The organism is Cupriavidus ulmosensis (assembly GCF_977008105.1).
This window is the reverse complement of the sequence record NZ_CDRMWP010000001.1, coordinates 1,020,429-1,039,057: the sequence shown is the minus strand read 5'-3', so window position 1 is coordinate 1,039,057 and position 18,629 is coordinate 1,020,429. Positions and strand designations below refer to the sequence as shown.

The window sequence follows — 18,629 nt, the reverse complement described above, 5'->3', positions numbered from 1 at the left end:
CCCCGCCCATGAAGACAGCGCGCCCGCTTGCGCCGCGCAAGCTCTGCATCGCCCTGGCCTGCGCCTGGCTGGCCGGCTGCGCCGTCGGCCCCGACTACCAGCGCCCGCCGGCCGACGCGCCGGCCGCCTACCGCGAGGCCACGCCGCCCGACCACCAGTGGAAGATCGCCGAGCCGCGGCCGGTGGACCTGGACCACGACTGGTGGAGCGGCTTCGACGATGCGCGCCTGAACCAACTGGTGGCGCAGGCCAACGCGGCCAACCAGACCCTGCGCCAGGCCGAGGCGCAATACCGGCAGGCGCGCGCGCTGGCGCAGGCGGCGCGCGCCGGCCTGTTCCCGACGCTCGGCGCCGGCGCCTCGGTGGGCCGCGCGCGCAGCAGCACGCTGGGCATGGCGTCGGTGTCCAACACGCATTCCGCCAGCCTGGACGCCAGCTGGGAAGTCGACCTGTGGGGCCAGGTGCGGCGCACCATCGAAGCCGCGCGGGACAACTCGCAGGCCAGCGCCGCGGATCTGGCCGCGGCCCGGCTGACCATCCAGGGCGAACTGGTGCAGGACTACGTGCAGCTGCGCGTGACCGACGTGCTCAAGGCGCTGTTCGCGCGCACGCTGACCGCCTACGAGGCATCGCTCAAGCTCACGCAGAGCCAGTTCCGCGCCGGCGTGGCCACCTCGGGCGACGTCGCGCTGGCGCAGGTCACGCTGGAATCGGCGCGCGCGCAGGCGATCGACCTGGACGTGCAGCGCACCCAGCTCGAGCACGCCATCGCCGTGCTGGTCGGGCGCGCGCCGGCCGAATTCTCGCTGCCGCCGGCCGAGTTCGCCATGCGCCCGCTGGCGGTGCCGCCGGGGCTGCCCTCGGCGCTGCTCGAGCGCCGCCCCGACATCGCCGCGGCCGAGCGCCGCATGGCCGCGGCCAACGCCAACATCGGCGTGGCGCGCGCGGCGTACTTCCCTTCGCTGGTGCTGTCGGCCGTGGGCGGCGGCAGCAGCGGCAGCCTCGCCGACTGGTTCGGCCCGCCCGGGCGCGTGTGGTCGCTCGGCGCGGCGCTGGCCGGCACCATCTTCGACGGCGGCCTGCGCAACGCGCAGAACGACCAGGCCGTGGCCGCCTACGACGGCGCCGCGGCCGTCTACCGCCAGACCGTGCTCGGCGGCATGCAGGAAGTGGAGGACAACCTCTCCGCGCTGCGCGTGCTCGACGACGAAGTGGTGGTGCAGGACCGCGCGGTGGAAGCCGCGCGCACCGCCGAGCGCGTGAGCCTGGCGCAGTACCGCGCCGGCACGACGTCTTACCTGACGGTGGTAACGGCACAAGCCCTTTCGCTGTCCAATGAACGTAGCGCGATCCAGGTGCGCGGCCGCGAGCTGGCCGCCAGCGTGGGGCTGATCAAGGCGATCGGCGGCGGCTGGAGCAGCGATGCGCTGGCCCGGGCCGATGGCACGGGCGCGAGCGGCGGCGACAGTACCGCCGGCGCCACCCCGCCCTCGCCCGCCCCGGCCCACCCCTGATTTGCATCGGCAGACTTACTTTCCAAGGCATTCCATGGCGACTCAGCCCTCCCGCCGCAATCCCTTCCTGATCGGCCTCGCCGTGTTCGCGCTGGCCGTGCTGGCCTGGTTCGCCAGCGGCCCGCTCAAGCACATGCTGGCGCCGCGGCAGGCGGCCGCGCCCGCGCCCGCGGTCGCCGTGTCCAGCGCGCTGGCCAGGCGCGAGGACGTGCCGATCGGCCTGACCGGCGTCGGCACCGTGCAGGCGATGGCCACGGTGACGGTCAAGTCGCGCGTGGACGGCCAGCTCGACCGCGTCGGCTTCGTCGAGGGCCAGGACGTCAAGGCCGGCCAGCTGCTCGCGCAGATCGACCCGCGCACGTTCCAGGCGCAGCTGCAGCAGGCCCAGGCGCAGAAGGCGCGCGACGAGGCGCAGCTCGCCAACGCCCGCGTGGACCTCAAGCGCTTCGAGGGCCTGATCCTCGAAAACGCCACCACGCAGCAGACGCTCGACACCCAGCGCGCGCTGGTGGCGCAGCTCGCCGCCACCGTGAAGAACGACGACGCGCAGGTCAACGCCGCGCGCGTGCAGCTGGACTTCACCACCATCAACGCGCCGCTGTCCGGGCGCGTGGGCGCGCGCCTGGTGGACCCCGGCAACATCATCCACGCGGCCGACGCCAGTGGCATCGTGGTGATCCGCCAGATCGACCCGATCGACGTGGTCTTCACGCTGCCCGACGGCGACTTCCAGCGCATCAACCACGCCATCCAGACCAGCGGCACGCCGCTGGCCGTGGAAGCGATGGAGCGCGAGAGCGGCAAGCCGCTCGGCCGCGGCAGCCTGATCCTGCTCAACAACACCATCGACACCACCTCCGGCACGATCCAGCTCAAGGGCCGCTTCCCCAACCCGACCCACACGCTGTGGCCGGGCCAGTACGTCAACGCGCGGCTGGTGCTGGGCGAGCGCGACCAGGCGCTGACCATCCCCGCGCCGGCGGTGCAGCGCGGCCAGGCCGGCACCTACGTCTACGTGGTGCAGGCCGACCACACCGTGGCCTCGCGCCCGGTCGAGGTGACGGAGATCCAGGACACGCGCGCCATCATCGCCCGAGGCCTGGCCCCGGACGAGCGCGTGGTGGTGGACGGCCAGTACAAGCTCAAGCCCGGCGCGCGCGTGACCGAAAGCGCGCCCGCCGGCACCGTGGCCAGCGCGGGCAGCGGACCTGCCGCCGCGCCACCCGCCACCCCGGCCGCGGCCGGCGCCGGGAACGCACGGCCATGAGCATTTCCGCCAACTTCATCAAGCGCCCGATCGGCACCTCGCTGCTGGCGCTGGCGCTGCTGCTGGTCGGCGTGGCGGCCTGGCCGCTGCTGCCGATCGCGCCGCTGCCGCAGGTCGACTTCCCCACCATCCAGGTCTCGGCCTCGCTGCCCGGCGCCAGCCCGGAGACGATGGCGTCGAACGTGGCGCAGCCGCTCGAGCGCCAGTTCTCGCTGATCGCCGGCCTCACGCAGATGACCTCGGCCAGCGCCCAGGGCAACGCGCAGATCACGCTGCAGTTCGACCTGAACCGCAACATCGACGCCGCCGCGGTCGACGTGCAGGCCGCCATCAACGCCGCCAGCGGCCAGTTGCCGAGCAACCTGCCGACACCGCCGACCTTCCGCAAGATCAACCCCGCGGACTCGCCGATCCTGGTGCTGGCGGTGCAGTCCGACACCCTGCCGCTGACCGAGATCAACGACTACGCCGACAACGTGCTGGCGCAGCAGATCTCGCAGATCTCCGGCGTGGGCCTGGTCAACATCGGCGGCCAGCAGAAGCCCGCGGTGCGCATCCAGGTGGACCCGCAGAAGCTGTCCTCGATGGGCATGAGCCTGGAAGACGTGCGCGGCGTGATCGCCTCGACCACCGTCAACCAGCCGACCGGCGCCACCGACGGGCGCACCAAGGCCTTCAACGTCTACACCAACGACCAGCTCACCAAGGCCGCGCCGTGGAACGACATGGTGCTGGCCTACCGCAACGGCGCGCCGGTGCGCGTGCGCGACGTGGGCGTGGCGGTGGACGCGCCCGAGAACGTCAAGCTGGCCGGCTGGGGCTTCGCCGGCGCGGCCGCGCCCGCGGACAACACCTTCCACAACGGGCGCGCCATCATCCTCGCCATCACCAAGCAGCCCGGCGCCAACGTGATCGAGACGGTGGACCGCATCCGCGCCGCGCTGCCGCGCCTGCAGGCCGCCATCCCGCCCACCATCAGCGTCAACACGCTGGTCGACCGCACCCAGACCATCCGCGCCTCGGTGGCCGACGTCGAGTTCACGCTGGTGCTGACCATCGCGCTGGTGGTGATGATCATCTTCATCTTCCTGCGCAACGTGGCCGCCACCGTGATCCCGAGCGTCACCGTACCGCTGGCGCTGCTCGGCACCGCGGGCGCGATGTACCTGCTCGGCTACAGCCTGGACAACCTGTCGCTGATGGCGCTCACCATCGCGGTGGGCTTCGTGGTGGACGACGCCATCGTCATGCTGGAGAACATCTACCGCCACGTCGAAGACGGCATGACGCCGATGGAGGCCGCGCTCAAGGGCGCAGGCGAGATCGCCTTCACCATCGTGTCGATCTCGGTCTCGCTGGTGGCGGTGTTCATCCCGCTGCTGCTGATGGGCGGCATCGTCGGGCGGCTGTTCCGCGAGTTCGCCGTGACCGTCACGCTGACCATCGGGGTGTCGGTGATCGTCTCGCTCACGCTCACGCCGATGCTGTGCTCGCGCTACCTGACGCCGCCGCGCGGGCACCAGCACGGGCGCCTCTACCAGTGGTTCGAGCGCGGCTTCGACACCATGCTGGCCGGCTACAAGCGCGGGCTCGACGTGGTGATGCGCCACCAGTTCATCACGCTGTGCGTGTTCATCGGCACGGTGGCCACCACCGTGGCCCTGTTCGTCTACATCCCCAAGGGCTTCTTCCCGCAGCAGGACACCGGCTTCATGTTCGGCTTCGCCGAGTCCGCCCAGGACGCCTCGTTCAAGTCGATGAACGCGCGCATGGTGCAGCTGGCCGACGTGGTGCGCGCCGACCCCGACGTGATGGCGGTCGGCATGACCGGCGGGCAGAACACCATCAACACCGGCAACTTCTTCATCAGCCTGCGGCCCAAGGACCAGGGCCGCACCGCCAGCGCCGACGAGATCATCGCGCGGCTGCGCCCGAAGCTGGCGCAGGTGCAGGGCGCCAACCTGTTCCTGCAGGCCGGCCAGGACATCAACGTGGGCGGGCGGCTGTCGCGCACGCAGTACCAGTACACGCTGGTGGACGCCAACCTCGACGAACTCAACCAGTGGGCGCCGCGCATCCTGGAGCGCCTGCGCGGCCTGCCGGAGCTGACCGACGTCGCCTCCGACCAGCAGAACGCCGCCGCCGCCGCGCGCCTGACCATCGACCGCGCGCGCGCCTCCAGCTTCGGCATCACGCCGGCGCTGATCGACGCCACGCTGTACGACGCCATCGGCCAGCGCCAGGTGGCGCAGTACTTCACGCAGATCAACAGCTACCACGTGATCCTCGAAGCCACGCCGGCGCTGCAGGAAGACCCGACCCTGTTCTCGAAGCTCTACGTCACCTCGCCGCTGACCGGCGAGCAGGTGCCGCTGTCCACCTTCGTCAAGATCGACACCAACAGCACCGCCTACCTGTCGATCAGCCACCAGGGGCAGTTCCCCGCCGTCACCATCTCGTTCAACCTGGCCAGGGGCGCGGCGCTCGGCGACGCGGTCAACGCCATCAACAGCACGCTCGCCGGCATGGGCCGCCCGCAGACGCTGGGCGGCTCGTTCCAGGGCACCGCCCAGGCCTTCGGCGCGTCGCTGGCATCGCAGCCCTACCTGATCGCCGCCGCGCTGATCGCCGTGTACATCGTGCTCGGCCTGCTGTACGAGAGCTACATCCACCCGCTCACCATCCTCTCGACGCTGCCCTCCGCCGGCGTGGGCGCGCTGCTGATCCTGCTCGCCGGCGGCTACGACCTCACCGTGATCGCGCTGATCGGCATCATCCTGCTGATCGGCATCGTCAAGAAGAACGGCATCATGATGGTCGACTTCGCGCTCACGGCCGAGCGCGAGCACGGCATGACGCCCGAGCAGGCCATCTACCAGGCCTGCCTGCTGCGCTTCCGCCCGATCATGATGACCACCATGTGCGCGCTGCTGTCCGGGCTGCCGCTGATGCTGGGGCATGGCGCCGGGTCCGAGCTGCGCAGGCCGCTCGGCTACGCGATGGTCGGCGGGCTGGTGTTGTCGCAGGCGCTGACGCTGTTCACCACGCCGGTGGTCTATCTGTATCTGGACCGGGCGCATTATTGGTATGTGAAGCGCAAGGAGCGCCGGGCGCGGCGCAGGGCGGGGTTGGCGCCGCATGACGAACCTGGGGCGCCCGTTCCGCGTGTGTTGGCGGGTGGGGAGGGGGATTGAGGGGGTTTTTGGGTTTTTTGATTTGGCTTCGAAGGTAAAGGCTTTAATGTCGAAGGCTTAACTTCAAAGTCAAAGGCTTAAGATCAAAGGCTTAAAGTCAAGATCTTAAAGTCAAAGTCAAAGGCTTTCGCGCCCCCGGCGCGACCTACTTTCTTTTTTCCGAAAAGAAAGTAGGCCTGTGGTGGTCTAATGATCCTGGACACTTCAAAAGGTAGACTTCCGGTCAACTAGAGAGGTGATGATGGGACGCAGAGATTTCTCCGACGAGTTCAAGGCCGACGCAGTGAACTTGGTGCTAGAGCAGGGATATTCAGTGACCAATGCCGCCAAGGCACTGGACATTGGTGAGACAGCGCTTCGTCGTTGGATTGGCAATCGCCAGGCGAAGCCGGTACCGACCACAAGTGACCCGACGGGCTTGACGCCCGACCAGCGCCGCATCCGGGATCTGGAGCGGCAAGTGGCCCGGCTGGAGCGTGAGCGCGACATCCTAAAAAAGTCCACGGCCTTCTTCGTCAAGGAACTCGATCGCAATACGAAGTGATCGAACAGGCGGAGAAGGTCTGGCCGGTGGCGGTGGTGTGCGAGACCCTGGGCATGCCGCGCAGCACCTACTACGCGTGGAAGGCCCGGCAAGCCAAGCCGCGTGCCCAACGTGAGGCGCTGATGGGTCAGGTCCAGGCGATTCATGAGACGAGTGGGCAAAGCTACGGCAGCCGCCGCATGTCGCAGGAGCTGCGCAGACGAGGCCATGCTGTCGGACGCCATCGAGCCAGAGGATTGATGCGGGAAGCCCAGGTCGCGGTCCGGAAGGCTCGCAAGCATTATTACTCGAAGGGCGGGAAGTCCTCGGCCATAGCGCCGAACCGATTGAACCGGCAGTTTGTCGTCGCGCAACCGAACCGGGTGTGGGCTGGAGATGTGACCTTCATCTGGACGCAGCAAGGCTGGCTGTACCTGGCCGTGGTGATGGACCTATTCTCGCGGCGGGTGGTGGGTTGGGCTTACTCGAATTCGGCCGACACGCGGCTAGTGGTGAGGGCACTGAGAATCGCGCTGTCGAGCCGGCAGCCGGCCGAGGGCCTGATGTTTCACTCGGATCAGGGCAGCCCGTATGCCAGCCATGCGTTCCAGGAATTGTTGCGCGAAGAAGGGATCACACCGAGCATGAGTCGGGCGGGCAACTGCTGGGACAACGCGGTCGTCGAGCGTTTCTTCTGCAGCCTGAAGGGCGAGCGCATCCGCGACCGGATCTACTGCGACCGCGCGGAGGCACAGGCGGACATCACGAACTACGTGCTGTTCTTCTACAACCAACAGAGATTGCACTCGGCCGCGATGAACATGCCGCCTGCCGAGTACGAGAATTTAAAGATAGAAGTGGCCAGAAAAGTGTCCAAGATTACTTGACCACCACAGCCAAGAAAGCGGACTGCCTGGCCGGCAGGGGCAGAAACGTTGGGGTTTCTGGTGTTTCTGGTTTCGTCGTGGGGTCTGCGGTTCTGCTGGCATCCTGCCGTTACCGGCGCGAACCACCGCGACTTTGCTGGCGGTGTTGGTTTCGTGGTCAGACCTATGATGGCGAGTGCACTGCTTGTTCGGCTATCTGCCGTTACCGGTTTGGGCGGCCACGACATAGCATCCTCGTGGTTTCGTGGTGGGCGCGGTGGCCCCAGCGCGGGTGTGCGGGGTTGCTGGAACCGGGATTGCTGGGCCACTGCGCCCACCACGAAACCAGCACCGTCCCTATGCCGTGGGCATCCGCCCCGGTCGCGGCAGCAGCCTGAAGGGCCTGGGCCGCCGCCATCATGCAGCGCCACCACGAATCCAATTTCGCTTGCGATGCCGCAGGCAAGCAAACCGGTAGCGTCAGCAGTCTCATCGAAGCCGACGCCCGCACCACGAAACCAGCACCAGTCATAAAGTCTGAGCGCCCAGCCCCCCTGCAAGGGGTCTGCTTTCTTTGGTTACTTTCTTTTCAGACAAAAGAAAGTGACTGGCAGCCCCGCGCAGCGGGGATGTCATATGGCCGTTGGATTCAAGCACCAACAACCGCCCGAGCCTAAAGACCCACAAACACACAAGCCCCAAAAAAAACCTCACATAACCTCAATCACCCCATTCATAGTCTCATGCCCCGACCCACAAAAAATATCGCATAAAAACCCAAACGTCCCCGCCTTGGCGGGCGTGGCCGCCAGCCTCACCACCTGCCCCGGCGGCAGATCGGCCCGAATCCCCAGATCCGGCACGCTGAACCCCATCACCACATCCTGCGCGGTCAGCTCGAACACCACCGGCTCGCCCACGCGCAGTGAGATGCGGTCGGGCGTGAAGATGAACTTGCGCGCATGCACCTTGATCACGCGCGGCGCGGCGGCGGTGCTGTGCAATAGCGGCGTGCCTGCCGCCAGCGCCAGCAGGCAGCGCAGGGCGCGCCGGCGGCCGGGTTTCGTTTCTGTCTTCGTCATGGCGGGACTCCTCGCGTCCGTGCGTTGCCGTGGCTGATGCCGTTCAGCCGGCCACCGGCTTTTCGTCGATGCCGAACTCGCCGCCGGGCCGGCCGGCCTGCACTTCGCGCCAGCCGAGGCCCTGGTAGGGCCGGGCCGGGTCCCACGGCACCGGCTGGCGCTGGGGCTGGGAGCCGGCGGCGGGCAGCGGGAACATCAGCGAGCGCGCCGCGTGGTGGGCGATGTGGCCGGTCATGTGGTGGTGCTCCTGGTGGATGTGGCCGTAGAACACCGTGACGTTGGCATGGGGCATCAGGCGCTCGATCACCTGCGCGCCGTCGCGCGTGGCCCAGTCCCATTGCGGGTAGAGGTCGAACAGCGGGCGGTGGGTGAACACCACGATGCGCGCGTCGCGCGGCTGGCGCGCGAGGTCGTCGGCGAGCCAGCCGAGCTGGGCCTCGCCGACGCGGCCGGCGGGGTCGGAGACGTTGTCGAGCACGATGAAGTGCATGCCTTTGTGGTCGAACACGTAGTGCGTGGGGCCGAACAGTTCCTGGTAGGCGGCGCCCTGGTCGAGGCTGGCGTCGTGCTCGCCCGGCATCAGGTGCACCACCGGCACCTTGAGCCCGGCGACGATGGCCTGGAACTCGCGCATGCGGCGGCGGCGCTCGGCGGCGTCGTCGGTGGTGTGGGTGAGGTCGCCGGTGAACATCAGGAAGTCGGGCGGCTGCGGCAGCGCGTTGACGGCGGCCACGGCCTTGGGCAGCGTGCCGCGCGCGTCGGGGTTGGGCGGGCCCTGGAAGCCCCAGTGCGCGTCCGACAGCTGCACGAAGTAGAACGCCTCGTCGCGCCCGGCGGCCCAGCCGGGCAGGGCCTGCGCGAATACCGCGCCGCCGGCGCAGGCGGCCAGGCCGAGAAAGTCGCGCCGCTTCCATGATCGTTGCTGCATTCCGGCACCTCCGTGACAGATGTGATGTGGGGATGCCTGTCATACCGATGCCGCGCCGCGTTTATTCCGGCCGCGCGGTGGATTTATTTTTCGCGCGCGGGCCGGAAAGCGGGAATAAACTCGACGCGTCTCCGGTATACGGGATCGCGCGCACGGGCCTTGCCGTGCGCGCGCCCAGCCAAAGGAGTGACGTGGACGCTGCCGACCGGCGCCGCCGATTCGACGAACTCGTGCTGCCGCATCTCGATGCCGCCTACAACCTGGCGCGCTGGCTCTCCGGCAGCGCCACGGAGGCCGACGACGTGGTGCAGGAGGCCTGCCTGCGCGCGCTGTGCTTCTTCGACAGCTTCCGCGGCGACCAGCCGCGCGCGTGGCTGCTGGCGATCGTGCGCAATACCTGGTTTACCGCGTGGCGCAAGCGCCAGCAGCCGGGCGAAGGCGCCAGCGCCGGCTACGACGACGCGCATTTCGACGGCGCCGCGCTGCCCGGCTGGCAGGACGGCCACGGCGACAGCCCCGAGCAATGGCTGCTGCGCGCCGAGGACGTGCGCCTGCTGCACGTGGCGCTGGCGCGCCTGCCGCTGGCGTTCCGCGAGGTGCTGGTGCTGCGCGAGCTGGAGGACCTGCCCTACCGCGACATCGCCGCCATTGCCGAGATTCCGCTGGGCACCGTGATGTCGCGCCTGGCGCGCGCGCGCAAGCTGCTGGCGGCGGCGGTGCTGGCGCAGCGCGCGCAGGAAATGCAGGGCGCGCGCGCGGCGGGCGGCGCGGCGCCGGCCACCACGACAGGCAGGAGCGCGGCGGCGCCGCTTCCCGCCGCTTCCCGCCGGGGAGACGGGCCATGAACTGCGATGAGATCGGCATGCTGCTGCAAGCCTGCGCGGACGGCGAATCCGGCGCGGGCGACACGCTGCGCGTGGAGCGCCACCTGGCGCAATGCCCCGAGTGCCGCGCGCGGCTGGCGCGGCTGCGCGAGATGCGCGCCGCGCTGCGCGCGCACGCGCCGTACCACCGCGCCAGTCCGGCGCTGCGCATGCGGGTGCTGGCCGCGCTCGACGCGGCCCCGGCGGACGGCGCCGCCGCGGCGCTGCCGCGCGGCACGCCGGGCGCCGCCGGCTGGTGGCGCTGGTGGCAACCGCTGCGCCGCCATTTCGCCTGGGGCCCGGCCGCCAATGCCGCGATGGCCGCGGTGACGGTGGCCGCGCTCGGCATCGGCGTGGCGCAGTACGCGCTGCGCGACGCCGCCGAACCGACGGTGGCGCGCGAGGTGGTCAGCAGCCACGTGCGCGCGCTGCTGTCCGGCCACGCCATCGACGTGGCTTCGTCGGACCGCCATACCGTCAAGCCGTGGTTCAACGGCCGGCTCGATTACGCGCCGCCGGTGCGCGATCTCGCCGCGCAGGGCTTCCCGCTGGCCGGCGGGCGGCTCGACTACGTGCATGGCCGCGCGGTGGCGGTGCTGGTGTACCGCGACAGCCAGCATCCCATCGATATGTTCGTGCTGCCGCTGGCCGACGAAAAAAAGGCGGCCGGGGCCGATCCCGCCGCCCTGCCGCCCGCCATCGAATCGCACCAGGGCTACCAGCTGGCCCGCTGGGAAGCGGACGGCATGCGCTATGCCGCCGTCACCGATGCTTCCGCCGACGACCTGCTGCGCTTCACCCAGGCCTGGCGCGCGGCCGCGGACGGCCGCGCGCGCTGACCGGGCCGCGCGCGCCGCTCAGGCCAGCACGAACGGCAACTGCCGCTGGCGCTTGCCGGTGAGCGTAAACAGCGCGTTGGCCACCGCCGGGGCGATCGGCGGCACGCCCGGCTCGCCCAGGCCGGTGGGCGGGTCTTCGGAGGGCACGAAGAACACGTCCACCGGCGGCGCGTCGGGCATGCGCACGGGCGGATAGTCGGGGAAGTTGCTGTTCTTCACCACGCCGTTCTCGATCTCGATGGCGAAGCCCGGCCGCAGCGCGGCCAGCCCGAAGATGCACGCGCCCTGGACCTGCGCCTCGGCGGACATCGGGTTGACCACGCGGTTGGCATGCACGCCGGCCGTGACACGGTGCACGCGCGGCTCGTTCTTCACCAGCGACACCTCCGCCACGTAGGCCACCACGGTGCCGAACGACTCGTGCACGGCCACGCCCCAGGCCTGGCCCTTGGGCAGGCGCCGCTTGCCGTAGCCGGACTTCTGCACCGCCAGCTGCAGCGCCGCGCGGTGGCGCGCGTGCTTGGCCTCGTCGAGGCGCGCGAGCCGGAACGCCACCGGGTCCTGGCGCGCGCCCGCCGCGATCTCGTCGATCAGGGTCTCCTTGACGAAGGCCGTGTGCGTGTTGCCCACCGAGCGCCACCACAGCACCGGCACGTCCACCTGCGGGTGGTGCGCGCTCAGGCGCAGCGGAAAGCCGTAGTCGTTCTCGGCGATGCCCTCGACCATCGTGCCGTCGACGCCGCCCTTGACCGCGAAGGCCTCGAACGGCGTGCCGGCGAGGATCGACTGCCCGACGATGGTGTGGTCCCACGCCACCACCTGCCCGCGGGCATCGGTGCCGATGCGGGCGTGATGCAGGTGCAGCGGGCGGTAGTAGCCGCCGCGGATGTCGTCCTCGCGGCTCCACATCACCTTGAGCGGCTCGGCATGGCCGTTCCGGATCCAGGCCTGCAGCACGTTGGCCGCCTCGACCACGTAGTCGGAGGTGGGCACCGCGCGCCGGCCGAAGCCGCCGCCCGCCATCATGGTGCTGAGCGTGACCTGCTCGGGCTTGAGCCCCAGCGTGCGCGCGATGGCGGCCTGGTCCACGGTCTGGAACTGCGAGCCGACCCAGACCTTGACCGAGCGCACCGTCTTGCCCGACAGCTCGGCCTGCATGGTGCAGTTCAGCGGTTCCATCGGCGCGTGGGCGAGATAGGGAAACTCGTAATAGGCGTCGATGGTGCGCGCCGCGCCCGCGAGCGCGCCGACGTCGCCCGCCACCGCCACCGCGCCGGGCTGCGCGGCGAGCTTGCGGTAGTCGGCGAACAGGTCCTTGGACGTGACCTTCGAGCCGGCGTCTTCCCACACGATCTCGAGCGCGTCGCGCCCCTGCCTGGCGGGCCAGTAGCCGTCGGCCACCACCGCCACGCCGGTGCCGCCGCGGTCCACCGGCACCAGCATGACGTCGGCCACGCCCTTGATCGCGCGCGCCTTGTCGGCGTTGAACGATTTCACCTTGCCGCCGAAGCGCGGCGGGCGCGCCACCAGCGCCACCTTCATGCCGTCGAGGCGGGTGTCGATGCCGAACGCGGTGGTGGATTCCAGCTTGCCGCGCGCGTCCAGGCGCGGCGTGGGCTTGCCGATGATCCTGAACTGCGCGGGGTCCTTCAGCGCCACCTGCTGCGGCACCGGCAGCGCCATCGCCGCCTGCGCCAGCTCGCCGTAGGTGGCGCGGTGGCTGCCGGAAGTCACCACGCCGAGCGCCACCTGGCAGCTGGCGGGATCGACCTGCCATTGCCTGGCCGCCGCGGCCACCAGCATGGCGCGGGCGCGCGCGCCGAGCTCGCGGTATTGCTGGAAGGAATGGTTGAGCGCGGAGGAACCGCCCGTCATCTGCATGCCGAAGGCGGGGTCCTTGTAGGCGTCGCCAGCGGGCGCCAGCGTGGCGCGCACGTTGCGCCAGTCCACGTCGAGCTCCTCGGCCAGCGCCATCGGCAGCGCGGTATGCACGCCCTGGCCGAATTCGAGGCGGTTCACCGCCACCGTGACCGTGTTGTCCGGCGCGATCAGCACGAAGGCCTGCGGCGCGGAGGGCGGCGCCTTGGGCGCGCCGCCTTCCTGCGCCTGCGCGGCGGACAGCGGCAGCACGCCGAGCGCCAGGCCGCCGCCGGCAAACCCGGCGAGCTTGAGGAAACTGCGGCGGCCGAGCGTGGCCGGAGATTCGGCGGCGGCGGCGGCGGCGGCGGCGGCATCGACGGTGCCGGTGACTGCATCCGTGCGCCAGCCGTTGCCGACCAGCGCTTCGAGATTCTGGATTCGCATGATGGTCTCCCTATGCCAGCGCGCGCGCCGCATCCTTGATGGCGGCGCGGATGCGCTGGTAGGTGCCGCAGCGGCACACGTTGCCCGCCATCGCCTGGTCGATGTCGGCGTCGGTCGGGTGCTTCTTGTTGCGCAGCAGTCCTGTCGCGCTCATGACCTGGCCGTTCTGGCAGTAGCCGCACTGGGCCACGTCATGCTTGATCCAGGCGTCGAGCACCGCGCGCCCGACCTTGTCGCCGGCCACGCCTTCGATGGTGGTGATGCGCACGCCCTGCGCCGCCGAAACCGGCGTGACGCAACTGCGCGTGGGCTGGCCGTTTACGTGCACCGTGCACGCGCCGCACGAGGCGATGCCGCAGCCGAACTTGGTGCCGGTCATGCCGAGGCTGTCCCGCAGCGCCCACAGCAGCGGCGTGGAGGGATCGACGTCGACCTGCAATGGCTTGCCATTGATGTCTAGGGTGGTCATTGGGGGGAACTCCTTGGGTCTGTTTGCCCTGGTCCGCGCAAGGCGCGGCCGGCCGGCGGCACCGTCCACCGCCCGGTGGGCGCGCGCCGCAAAGCCCCCTGAGGATAGTGCAAAAGCCGCGCACGTGCCGTACGCCGCACCGGAGCGGCGCCGCCGGGCCGGCATGCGTGCCAGCCGCCGCCGCGCGGCCGGGCACGCACCTTCTTTTGCAGGGACATGCCGGCCTGCGCCGGGGAAACAGCACTGGTGAAACTGCATTAAGCAATCTTAACGGAAGATGCAGACGAGAATCATTATCATTCGGCATCCCTTTGTATCTACCGGATCTGTCGCGGCCGGTTCCGCCCCCCATGCGTCTGAAATACCTTGCCGTCGTCGCCAGCACCCTACTTTCCGCTACGCCGCACGCGCGGGCGCAACAGGCCGCGCCGGGAGACCCGCTGCCGACGGTGGTCGTCACCGGCACCCGCAGCGAGAAGACGCTGGACGAGACGCCGATCCGCACCGAGGTGGTGGACCGCCAGGAAATCGAGCGCACCCATGCGCGCACGCTCAAGGACGCGCTGGAGAACGTGCCCGGCCTGCAGCTGCGCGAGATCCACGGCAAGTCGGGTTATGAAGTCACGCTGCAGGGCATGACCAGCGACCAGGTGCTGATCCTGATCGACGGCCTGCCCATCACGGCCAGCACCGGCTCGACGGTCGACGTCTCGCAATACCTGCTCACCGAGGTCGACCACGTCGAAGTGGTCAAGGGCGCCAGCTCGGCCCAGTACGGCAGCTCGGCGATGGGCGGCGTCATCAACGTGATCACGCGGCCGGTCGCCAAAGGCCTCTCGGGCGCGGTCACCGCCGATACCGGCACCTACGGCGGCCAGAACGCCGACGGTTCGCCGGGCGTGCTGCATGGCAATGTCCGGGTCGAGGGCGGCACCGAGCAGTTCCGGGCGCGCATCAGCGCGGACGCGCTGGACAACAAGGGCTACGCCGTCGACGCGGACGACTGGACGCGCCACGGCGACAAGGTCCGCCGCGGGCAATACGCGGGCCGGCTCGAATGGCTCCCCACCGCGACGGGCAAGTTCTGGCTCGACGCCAGCGCCTACCGCGAGACGGACGAGCAGCGCTACCAGTATTACGCGCCGCCGAACTACGTGCCGCAGCGCAAGACCGAGGACATCGACCGCAACCGCTACACCTATGGCGGGCAATGGGGATTCGCCAACGGCGTGCGCGCCCGGCTGGCCGGCGTGCACGAGACCTACGACAGCACCTCCCGCGAATACTCGAACGGCTTCCAGACCGCCACGCGCGACTCCTCGCAGCAGACCGACCATGTCTCCGCTCAGTTCGACATGCCGGCGTGGTACCGCCAGCTCTGGCAGTTCGGCGGCGACTTCCACCGCGAGACGCTGAACCAGAACGTCAACGGGGCGTCGGAGCTGACCGGCGCCGGCAGCGCCGAGCGCCACGCGGGCGAGCTCTACGTGCAGAACGACATCCTGTTCAACGACACCTGGGAAATGATCGTCGGGCTGCGCGGCCAGCACGATTCCGACTTCGGCAGCCACTTCGCGCCCAAGGTGGGCCTGCGCGCCAACCTGCTCTCCAGCGACACCTGGAAAGGCGTGCTGCGCGCCAACTATGGCCAGGGCTACCGCGTGCCCAACCTCAAGGAACGCCACTACCTGTTCGACCACAGCTCGCTGGGCTACATGGTGCTGGGCAACCCGGACCTGAAGCCGGAGTCGTCGAACAGCTTCCAGTTCGGCGGCCAGCTCACCTGGCGCGAGCGCGTGACGCTCGATGCCAACCTGTTCTACAACCGCGTCACGGACCTGATCCAGACCGACATGACCAACTTCTCGATGGTCAACGGCATCGCGGTCTATACGTACCGGAACGTGGCGCGCGCCCGGACGCAGGGCGCCGAGACGTCGCTGCGCTGGCGCGCCACGAACCAGCTCAACCTGACGGCGGCCTACACCTTCACCGACACCGAAGACCTCAACACCGGCACCGAGCTGACCCGCCGGCCCCGCCACATGGGCCGCGCGGGCATCGACTGGCGCGTCTTTCCGTCCACCGAACTGTCGACCCGCGCGCGCTTCCAGAGCAGCGAGCTGACCGACTCCGCCGCCGCCGCGCGCTCGCCGGGCTGGGCCACGCTCGACCTCGTGCTGAACCAGAAGATCGGCCGCAGCGTCACCGCATTCGCCGGCGTCAACAACCTCTTCAATCGTCAACGCGATTTCGCGAATGCCAGTGACTTCGGGCCTGTGGCGGGGCGCTTTATCTACCTGGGCGCGCGGTTCAACGTCGACGTCGCCCGCTAACAAGAAATCAATGGGGAAACACGCATCATGATGAATGACACTCTCTCACTGCGCCGCCGGCTGCCCGGCGCGCTCGGCACGATCACGCTCGCCCTGGCGCTGGCCGCCTGCGGCGGCGGCGGCGACGACGGCACCACCACCACCGGCGGCACCGGCGGCACGGGGGGCAACGGCACCACGGGCGGCGGCACCACCACCCCGCCCGCGGCGACCACGGCATTCACGCAGTCGGCCGAATGGACCTTCGCGCTGCCGGCGGCCAGCGCGTCGCTCTGCTACGACTTCAACACCAAGGCGGAGACGGCCTGCACCGGCACCGCGTGGGACCTGAAGGTCAAGACCGACACGGGCGGGCGCACCGCCACGCTGTGGACGAACAGCGGCACCACCGGCACCGGCAACGGCGGCGCCTTCGGCAGCCCCTTCGACCACACCTGGACCGCGCTGACGGCGTGGAAGAACGCGACCATCGACCCGGTCAACGGCGCCCTGCCCGCCGCGGTGTTCCTGAAGGATTCGGCCAGCGGCGTGTTCGCGGGCAGCAACGACATCGGTTCGGCCGTGTTCGAGTACGGCGTGACCGGCGCGGCCACCGACCACTCGCTGTATCCCACCTTCCGCACGTTCCTGATCACCACCAACAGCGCGCTGCCCGATACCACCGGCACCGTGGCGGCGCCCGTGTTCGCGCTGCAGATCACCGGCTACTACGGCGGCCCGGGCGGCACCACCTCTGGCTATCCGAGCTTCCGCTTCGTCGACCGCAGCGCCCCGGGCACCGTGTACACGGCGACGGTCAACGCCTCGGCCGACTGGGTCTACTACGATCTGGTCAACCGCGTGGAAACCACGGCCACGGGTCCGTGGCACATCGCGTTCAACCGCTACAACGTCAAGCTCAACGGCGGCGAATCGGGCACCGGCACGGTGGCCGGCTTCCTGGGCAAGACGCCCGCCGGGTTCTATGACGCGTCGAACAAGCCCGTGGCATCGGCGTTCACCAACGTCAACAGCGTGACCACCACGCTGGCCGACCTGACCGCCGCCGATATGAGCCTGCCCACCGCGGCCAGCCAGTGGAAGAAGGATGCGACGGCATCGCTGCTCAATCCCACCTACACCGGCGCCTACCCGAACCCGCTGAACTACGGCTGGTACTCGTACTTCCCGACCGCCGCGGCGGCCGCGGCGAACGGCCTGCCGGCGGTGGCCCACCTGATCAGCGCCAATCCGGACGCCGGCGGCCTGATCCGCGGCGGCGAGGGGGCCACGTATGCGCGCTTCCACCTGACGAAGATCGCCTACGCCGACCCGAACTCGAACAGCAGCCAGCAGACCTGGACGATCAACTTCGACGTCCAACCCTGAACCCTCCCGGACCCGCATGGAAATGGAACGACAAAGCATTGACGCGCTGCGCCGGCGGCACCAGGAACTGGCCGCGGCCCAACCGAAACTACGCATCCGGGACCGCGCGCGGCATCTCGGGGTGAGCGAGGCCGAACTCGTCGCCGCGGGCTGCGGCGTGCAGACGCGGCAGCTCGGGGGCACGGCGCAGCAGTTGTTCCGCGACCTCGGCATGCTCGGGCCGGTGATGGCCTTGTCGCGCAACGACCATGCGGTCCACGAGCGGCACGGCCAGTACCAGGGCATCGAAGCCGAGGGGCCCGTGGGCATCGTGCTCGGGCCCGACATCGACCTGCGCATGTTCTTCGGCGCCTGGCGCTACTTCTACGCGGTGACGGAGAACGGCCGCGACAGCGTGCAGTTCTTCGACAAGGCGGGCGAGGCGGTGCACAAGGTCTACCGGACCGATGCCACCGACGCCGCGGCGTGGCAGGCGTATGTCGACCGGCACGCCGTGGACGCGGTGGCGCCGGTGGTGGTCGAGGCCATCGCCGCCGTTGCCGAAGCCGACCTGCCCGCCGACGCCGGGGCCATGCGCGAGCACTGGCGCGGCCTCAAGGACACGCACGATTTCTTCGCCATGCTGCGGCAGTTCGGCGTGTCGCGCCTCGGCGCGCTGCGCAGCGCGGGCAGCGACCTGGCGCAGCAGGTGGACGACGCGGCCATCGAGACCGTGCTCGGACGCGCCGCCGGATCGGGCCTGCCGATCATGTGCTTCGTCGCCAACCGGGGCATCGTGCAGATCCATACGGGGCCGGTGCACAAGCTGGTGCGTACCGGTACGTGGTTCAACGTGCTCGACGACAAGTTCAATCTGCACCTGAACACCGGTGCCGTGGCGTCGAGCTGGGTCGTCAACAAGCCCACGGTGGATGGCTGGGTGACGTCCCTGGAACTGTTCGGCGCCAGCGGCGAGCTGATCGCGCAGTTCTTCGGCGAGCGCAAGCCCGGCAAGCCGGAGCTGGGCGCGTGGCGGGCACTGCTCCAGTCGCTCTGCCCGGCCGCGCTGGCCGCCTGATGCGCATGCCGGAGTCAAC

13 protein-coding genes are annotated in these 18,629 nt (G+C 69.6%); 9 read left to right on the top strand and 4 right to left on the bottom strand.

Translation table 11 applies throughout. The features are described from left to right. Positions 1-8: 8 nt before the first annotated feature. The 4 genes from ACWTPI_RS04765 (at position 9) to ACWTPI_RS04750 (ending at position 7,385) form a co-directional block, all read left to right on the top strand. Positions 9-1,514 (top strand): efflux transporter outer membrane subunit, encoded by a 1,506-nt coding sequence (locus tag ACWTPI_RS04765; RefSeq protein ID WP_454731063.1) that lies wholly within the window; start codon positions 9-11, stop codon positions 1,512-1,514. 34 nt (positions 1,515-1,548) lie between these two features. Beyond that, positions 1,549-2,781, top strand: a complete 1,233-nt coding sequence (locus ACWTPI_RS04760; RefSeq protein ID WP_454731062.1) for an efflux RND transporter periplasmic adaptor subunit — start codon at positions 1,549-1,551, stop codon at positions 2,779-2,781. Continuing rightward, a complete protein-coding gene (locus tag ACWTPI_RS04755) occupies positions 2,778-5,975 on the top strand; it encodes an efflux RND transporter permease subunit (protein ID WP_454731061.1) in 3,198 nt (1,065 codons plus the stop codon). Before ACWTPI_RS04760 ends, ACWTPI_RS04755 begins: the two co-directional genes overlap by 4 nt. A 241-nt stretch (positions 5,976-6,216) precedes the next feature. Next, positions 6,217-7,385, top strand: a protein-coding gene (locus ACWTPI_RS04750) for an IS3 family transposase (protein ID WP_454732439.1) whose coding sequence is annotated in 2 segments (ribosomal slippage) — positions 6,217-6,475 and positions 6,475-7,385 — 1,170 coding nt in all. Because the reading frame shifts where the segments join, the coding sequence is not laid out codon by codon here. 689 nt (positions 7,386-8,074) lie between these two features. Here ACWTPI_RS04750 and ACWTPI_RS04745 read toward each other — a convergent pair. Together ACWTPI_RS04745 and ACWTPI_RS04740 are read right to left on the bottom strand one after the other, a co-directional pair. Then, on the bottom strand, positions 8,075-8,446 hold the full coding sequence (locus ACWTPI_RS04745; protein WP_454731060.1) for a cupredoxin domain-containing protein: 372 nt from the start codon (positions 8,444-8,446) through the stop codon (positions 8,075-8,077). 43 nt (positions 8,447-8,489) lie between these two features. Further along, positions 8,490-9,374 (bottom strand): metallophosphoesterase family protein, encoded by an 885-nt coding sequence (locus ACWTPI_RS04740; RefSeq protein WP_454731059.1) that lies wholly within the window; start codon positions 9,372-9,374, stop codon positions 8,490-8,492. A 191-nt stretch (positions 9,375-9,565) separates the two neighbouring features. On the opposite strand from ACWTPI_RS04740, the gene ACWTPI_RS04735 reads away from it, so the two are divergent. Together ACWTPI_RS04735 and ACWTPI_RS04730 are read left to right on the top strand one after the other, a co-directional pair. Beyond that, positions 9,566-10,219: an RNA polymerase sigma factor gene (locus ACWTPI_RS04735; RefSeq protein ID WP_020206026.1), complete on the top strand. Its 654-nt coding sequence runs from the start codon at positions 9,566-9,568 to the stop codon at positions 10,217-10,219. Then, complete coding sequence (locus ACWTPI_RS04730) at positions 10,216-11,076, top strand: anti-sigma factor family protein (RefSeq protein ID WP_454731058.1); 861 nt, start codon at positions 10,216-10,218, stop codon at positions 11,074-11,076. The genes ACWTPI_RS04735 and ACWTPI_RS04730 overlap by 4 nt, the downstream gene beginning before the upstream one ends. 18 nt (positions 11,077-11,094) lie before the next feature. Here ACWTPI_RS04730 and ACWTPI_RS04725 read toward each other — a convergent pair whose 3' ends face one another. After that, complete coding sequence (locus tag ACWTPI_RS04725) at positions 11,095-13,380, bottom strand: molybdopterin cofactor-binding domain-containing protein (RefSeq protein WP_454731057.1); 2,286 nt, start codon at positions 13,378-13,380, stop codon at positions 11,095-11,097. A gap of 10 nt (positions 13,381-13,390) precedes the next feature. Continuing rightward, positions 13,391-13,849: a (2Fe-2S)-binding protein gene (locus ACWTPI_RS04720; RefSeq protein WP_020206023.1), complete on the bottom strand. Its 459-nt coding sequence runs from the start codon at positions 13,847-13,849 to the stop codon at positions 13,391-13,393. 350 nt (positions 13,850-14,199) lie between these two features. Here ACWTPI_RS04720 and ACWTPI_RS04715 point away from each other — a divergent pair, with 350 nt between their 5' ends. The 3 genes from ACWTPI_RS04715 to ACWTPI_RS04705 are packed head-to-tail and all read left to right on the top strand — an operon-like array spanning position 14,200 to position 18,610. Continuing rightward, on the top strand, positions 14,200-16,185 hold the full coding sequence (locus ACWTPI_RS04715; RefSeq protein ID WP_454731056.1) for a TonB-dependent receptor plug domain-containing protein: 1,986 nt from the start codon (positions 14,200-14,202) through the stop codon (positions 16,183-16,185). Between the two features lie 27 nt (positions 16,186-16,212). Continuing rightward, entirely contained in the window at positions 16,213-17,553 is a 1,341-nt protein-coding gene (locus tag ACWTPI_RS04710) for an HmuY family protein (RefSeq protein WP_454731055.1), read from the top strand. Positions 17,554-17,575: 22 nt separating this feature from the next. After that, complete coding sequence (locus tag ACWTPI_RS04705; protein WP_454731054.1) at positions 17,576-18,610, top strand: hemin-degrading factor; 1,035 nt, start codon at positions 17,576-17,578, stop codon at positions 18,608-18,610. The last annotated feature ends 19 nt before the right edge of the window (positions 18,611-18,629 follow it).

What these genes read in the sequence shown, in the direction of transcription:
- ACWTPI_RS04765 (WP_454731063.1), top strand. Translation starts at nt 9, where the DNA reads ATGAAGACAGCGCGCCCGCTTGCGCCGCGCAAGCTCTGCATCGCCCTG.
- ACWTPI_RS04760 (WP_454731062.1), top strand. Translation starts at nt 1,549, where the DNA reads ATGGCGACTCAGCCCTCCCGCCGCAATCCCTTCCTGATCGGCCTCGCC.
- ACWTPI_RS04755 (WP_454731061.1), top strand. Translation starts at nt 2,778, where the DNA reads ATGAGCATTTCCGCCAACTTCATCAAGCGCCCGATCGGCACCTCGCTG.
- ACWTPI_RS04745 (WP_454731060.1), bottom strand. Translation starts at nt 8,446, where the DNA reads ATGACGAAGACAGAAACGAAACCCGGCCGCCGGCGCGCCCTGCGCTGC.
- ACWTPI_RS04740 (WP_454731059.1), bottom strand. Translation starts at nt 9,374, where the DNA reads ATGCAGCAACGATCATGGAAGCGGCGCGACTTTCTCGGCCTGGCCGCC.
- ACWTPI_RS04730 (WP_454731058.1), top strand. Translation starts at nt 10,216, where the DNA reads ATGAACTGCGATGAGATCGGCATGCTGCTGCAAGCCTGCGCGGACGGC.
- ACWTPI_RS04725 (WP_454731057.1), bottom strand. Translation starts at nt 13,380, where the DNA reads ATGCGAATCCAGAATCTCGAAGCGCTGGTCGGCAACGGCTGGCGCACG.
- ACWTPI_RS04720 (WP_020206023.1), bottom strand. Translation starts at nt 13,849, where the DNA reads ATGACCACCCTAGACATCAATGGCAAGCCATTGCAGGTCGACGTCGAT.
- ACWTPI_RS04715 (WP_454731056.1), top strand. Translation starts at nt 14,200, where the DNA reads ATGCGTCTGAAATACCTTGCCGTCGTCGCCAGCACCCTACTTTCCGCT.
- ACWTPI_RS04710 (WP_454731055.1), top strand. Translation starts at nt 16,213, where the DNA reads ATGATGAATGACACTCTCTCACTGCGCCGCCGGCTGCCCGGCGCGCTC.
- ACWTPI_RS04705 (WP_454731054.1), top strand. Translation starts at nt 17,576, where the DNA reads ATGGAACGACAAAGCATTGACGCGCTGCGCCGGCGGCACCAGGAACTG.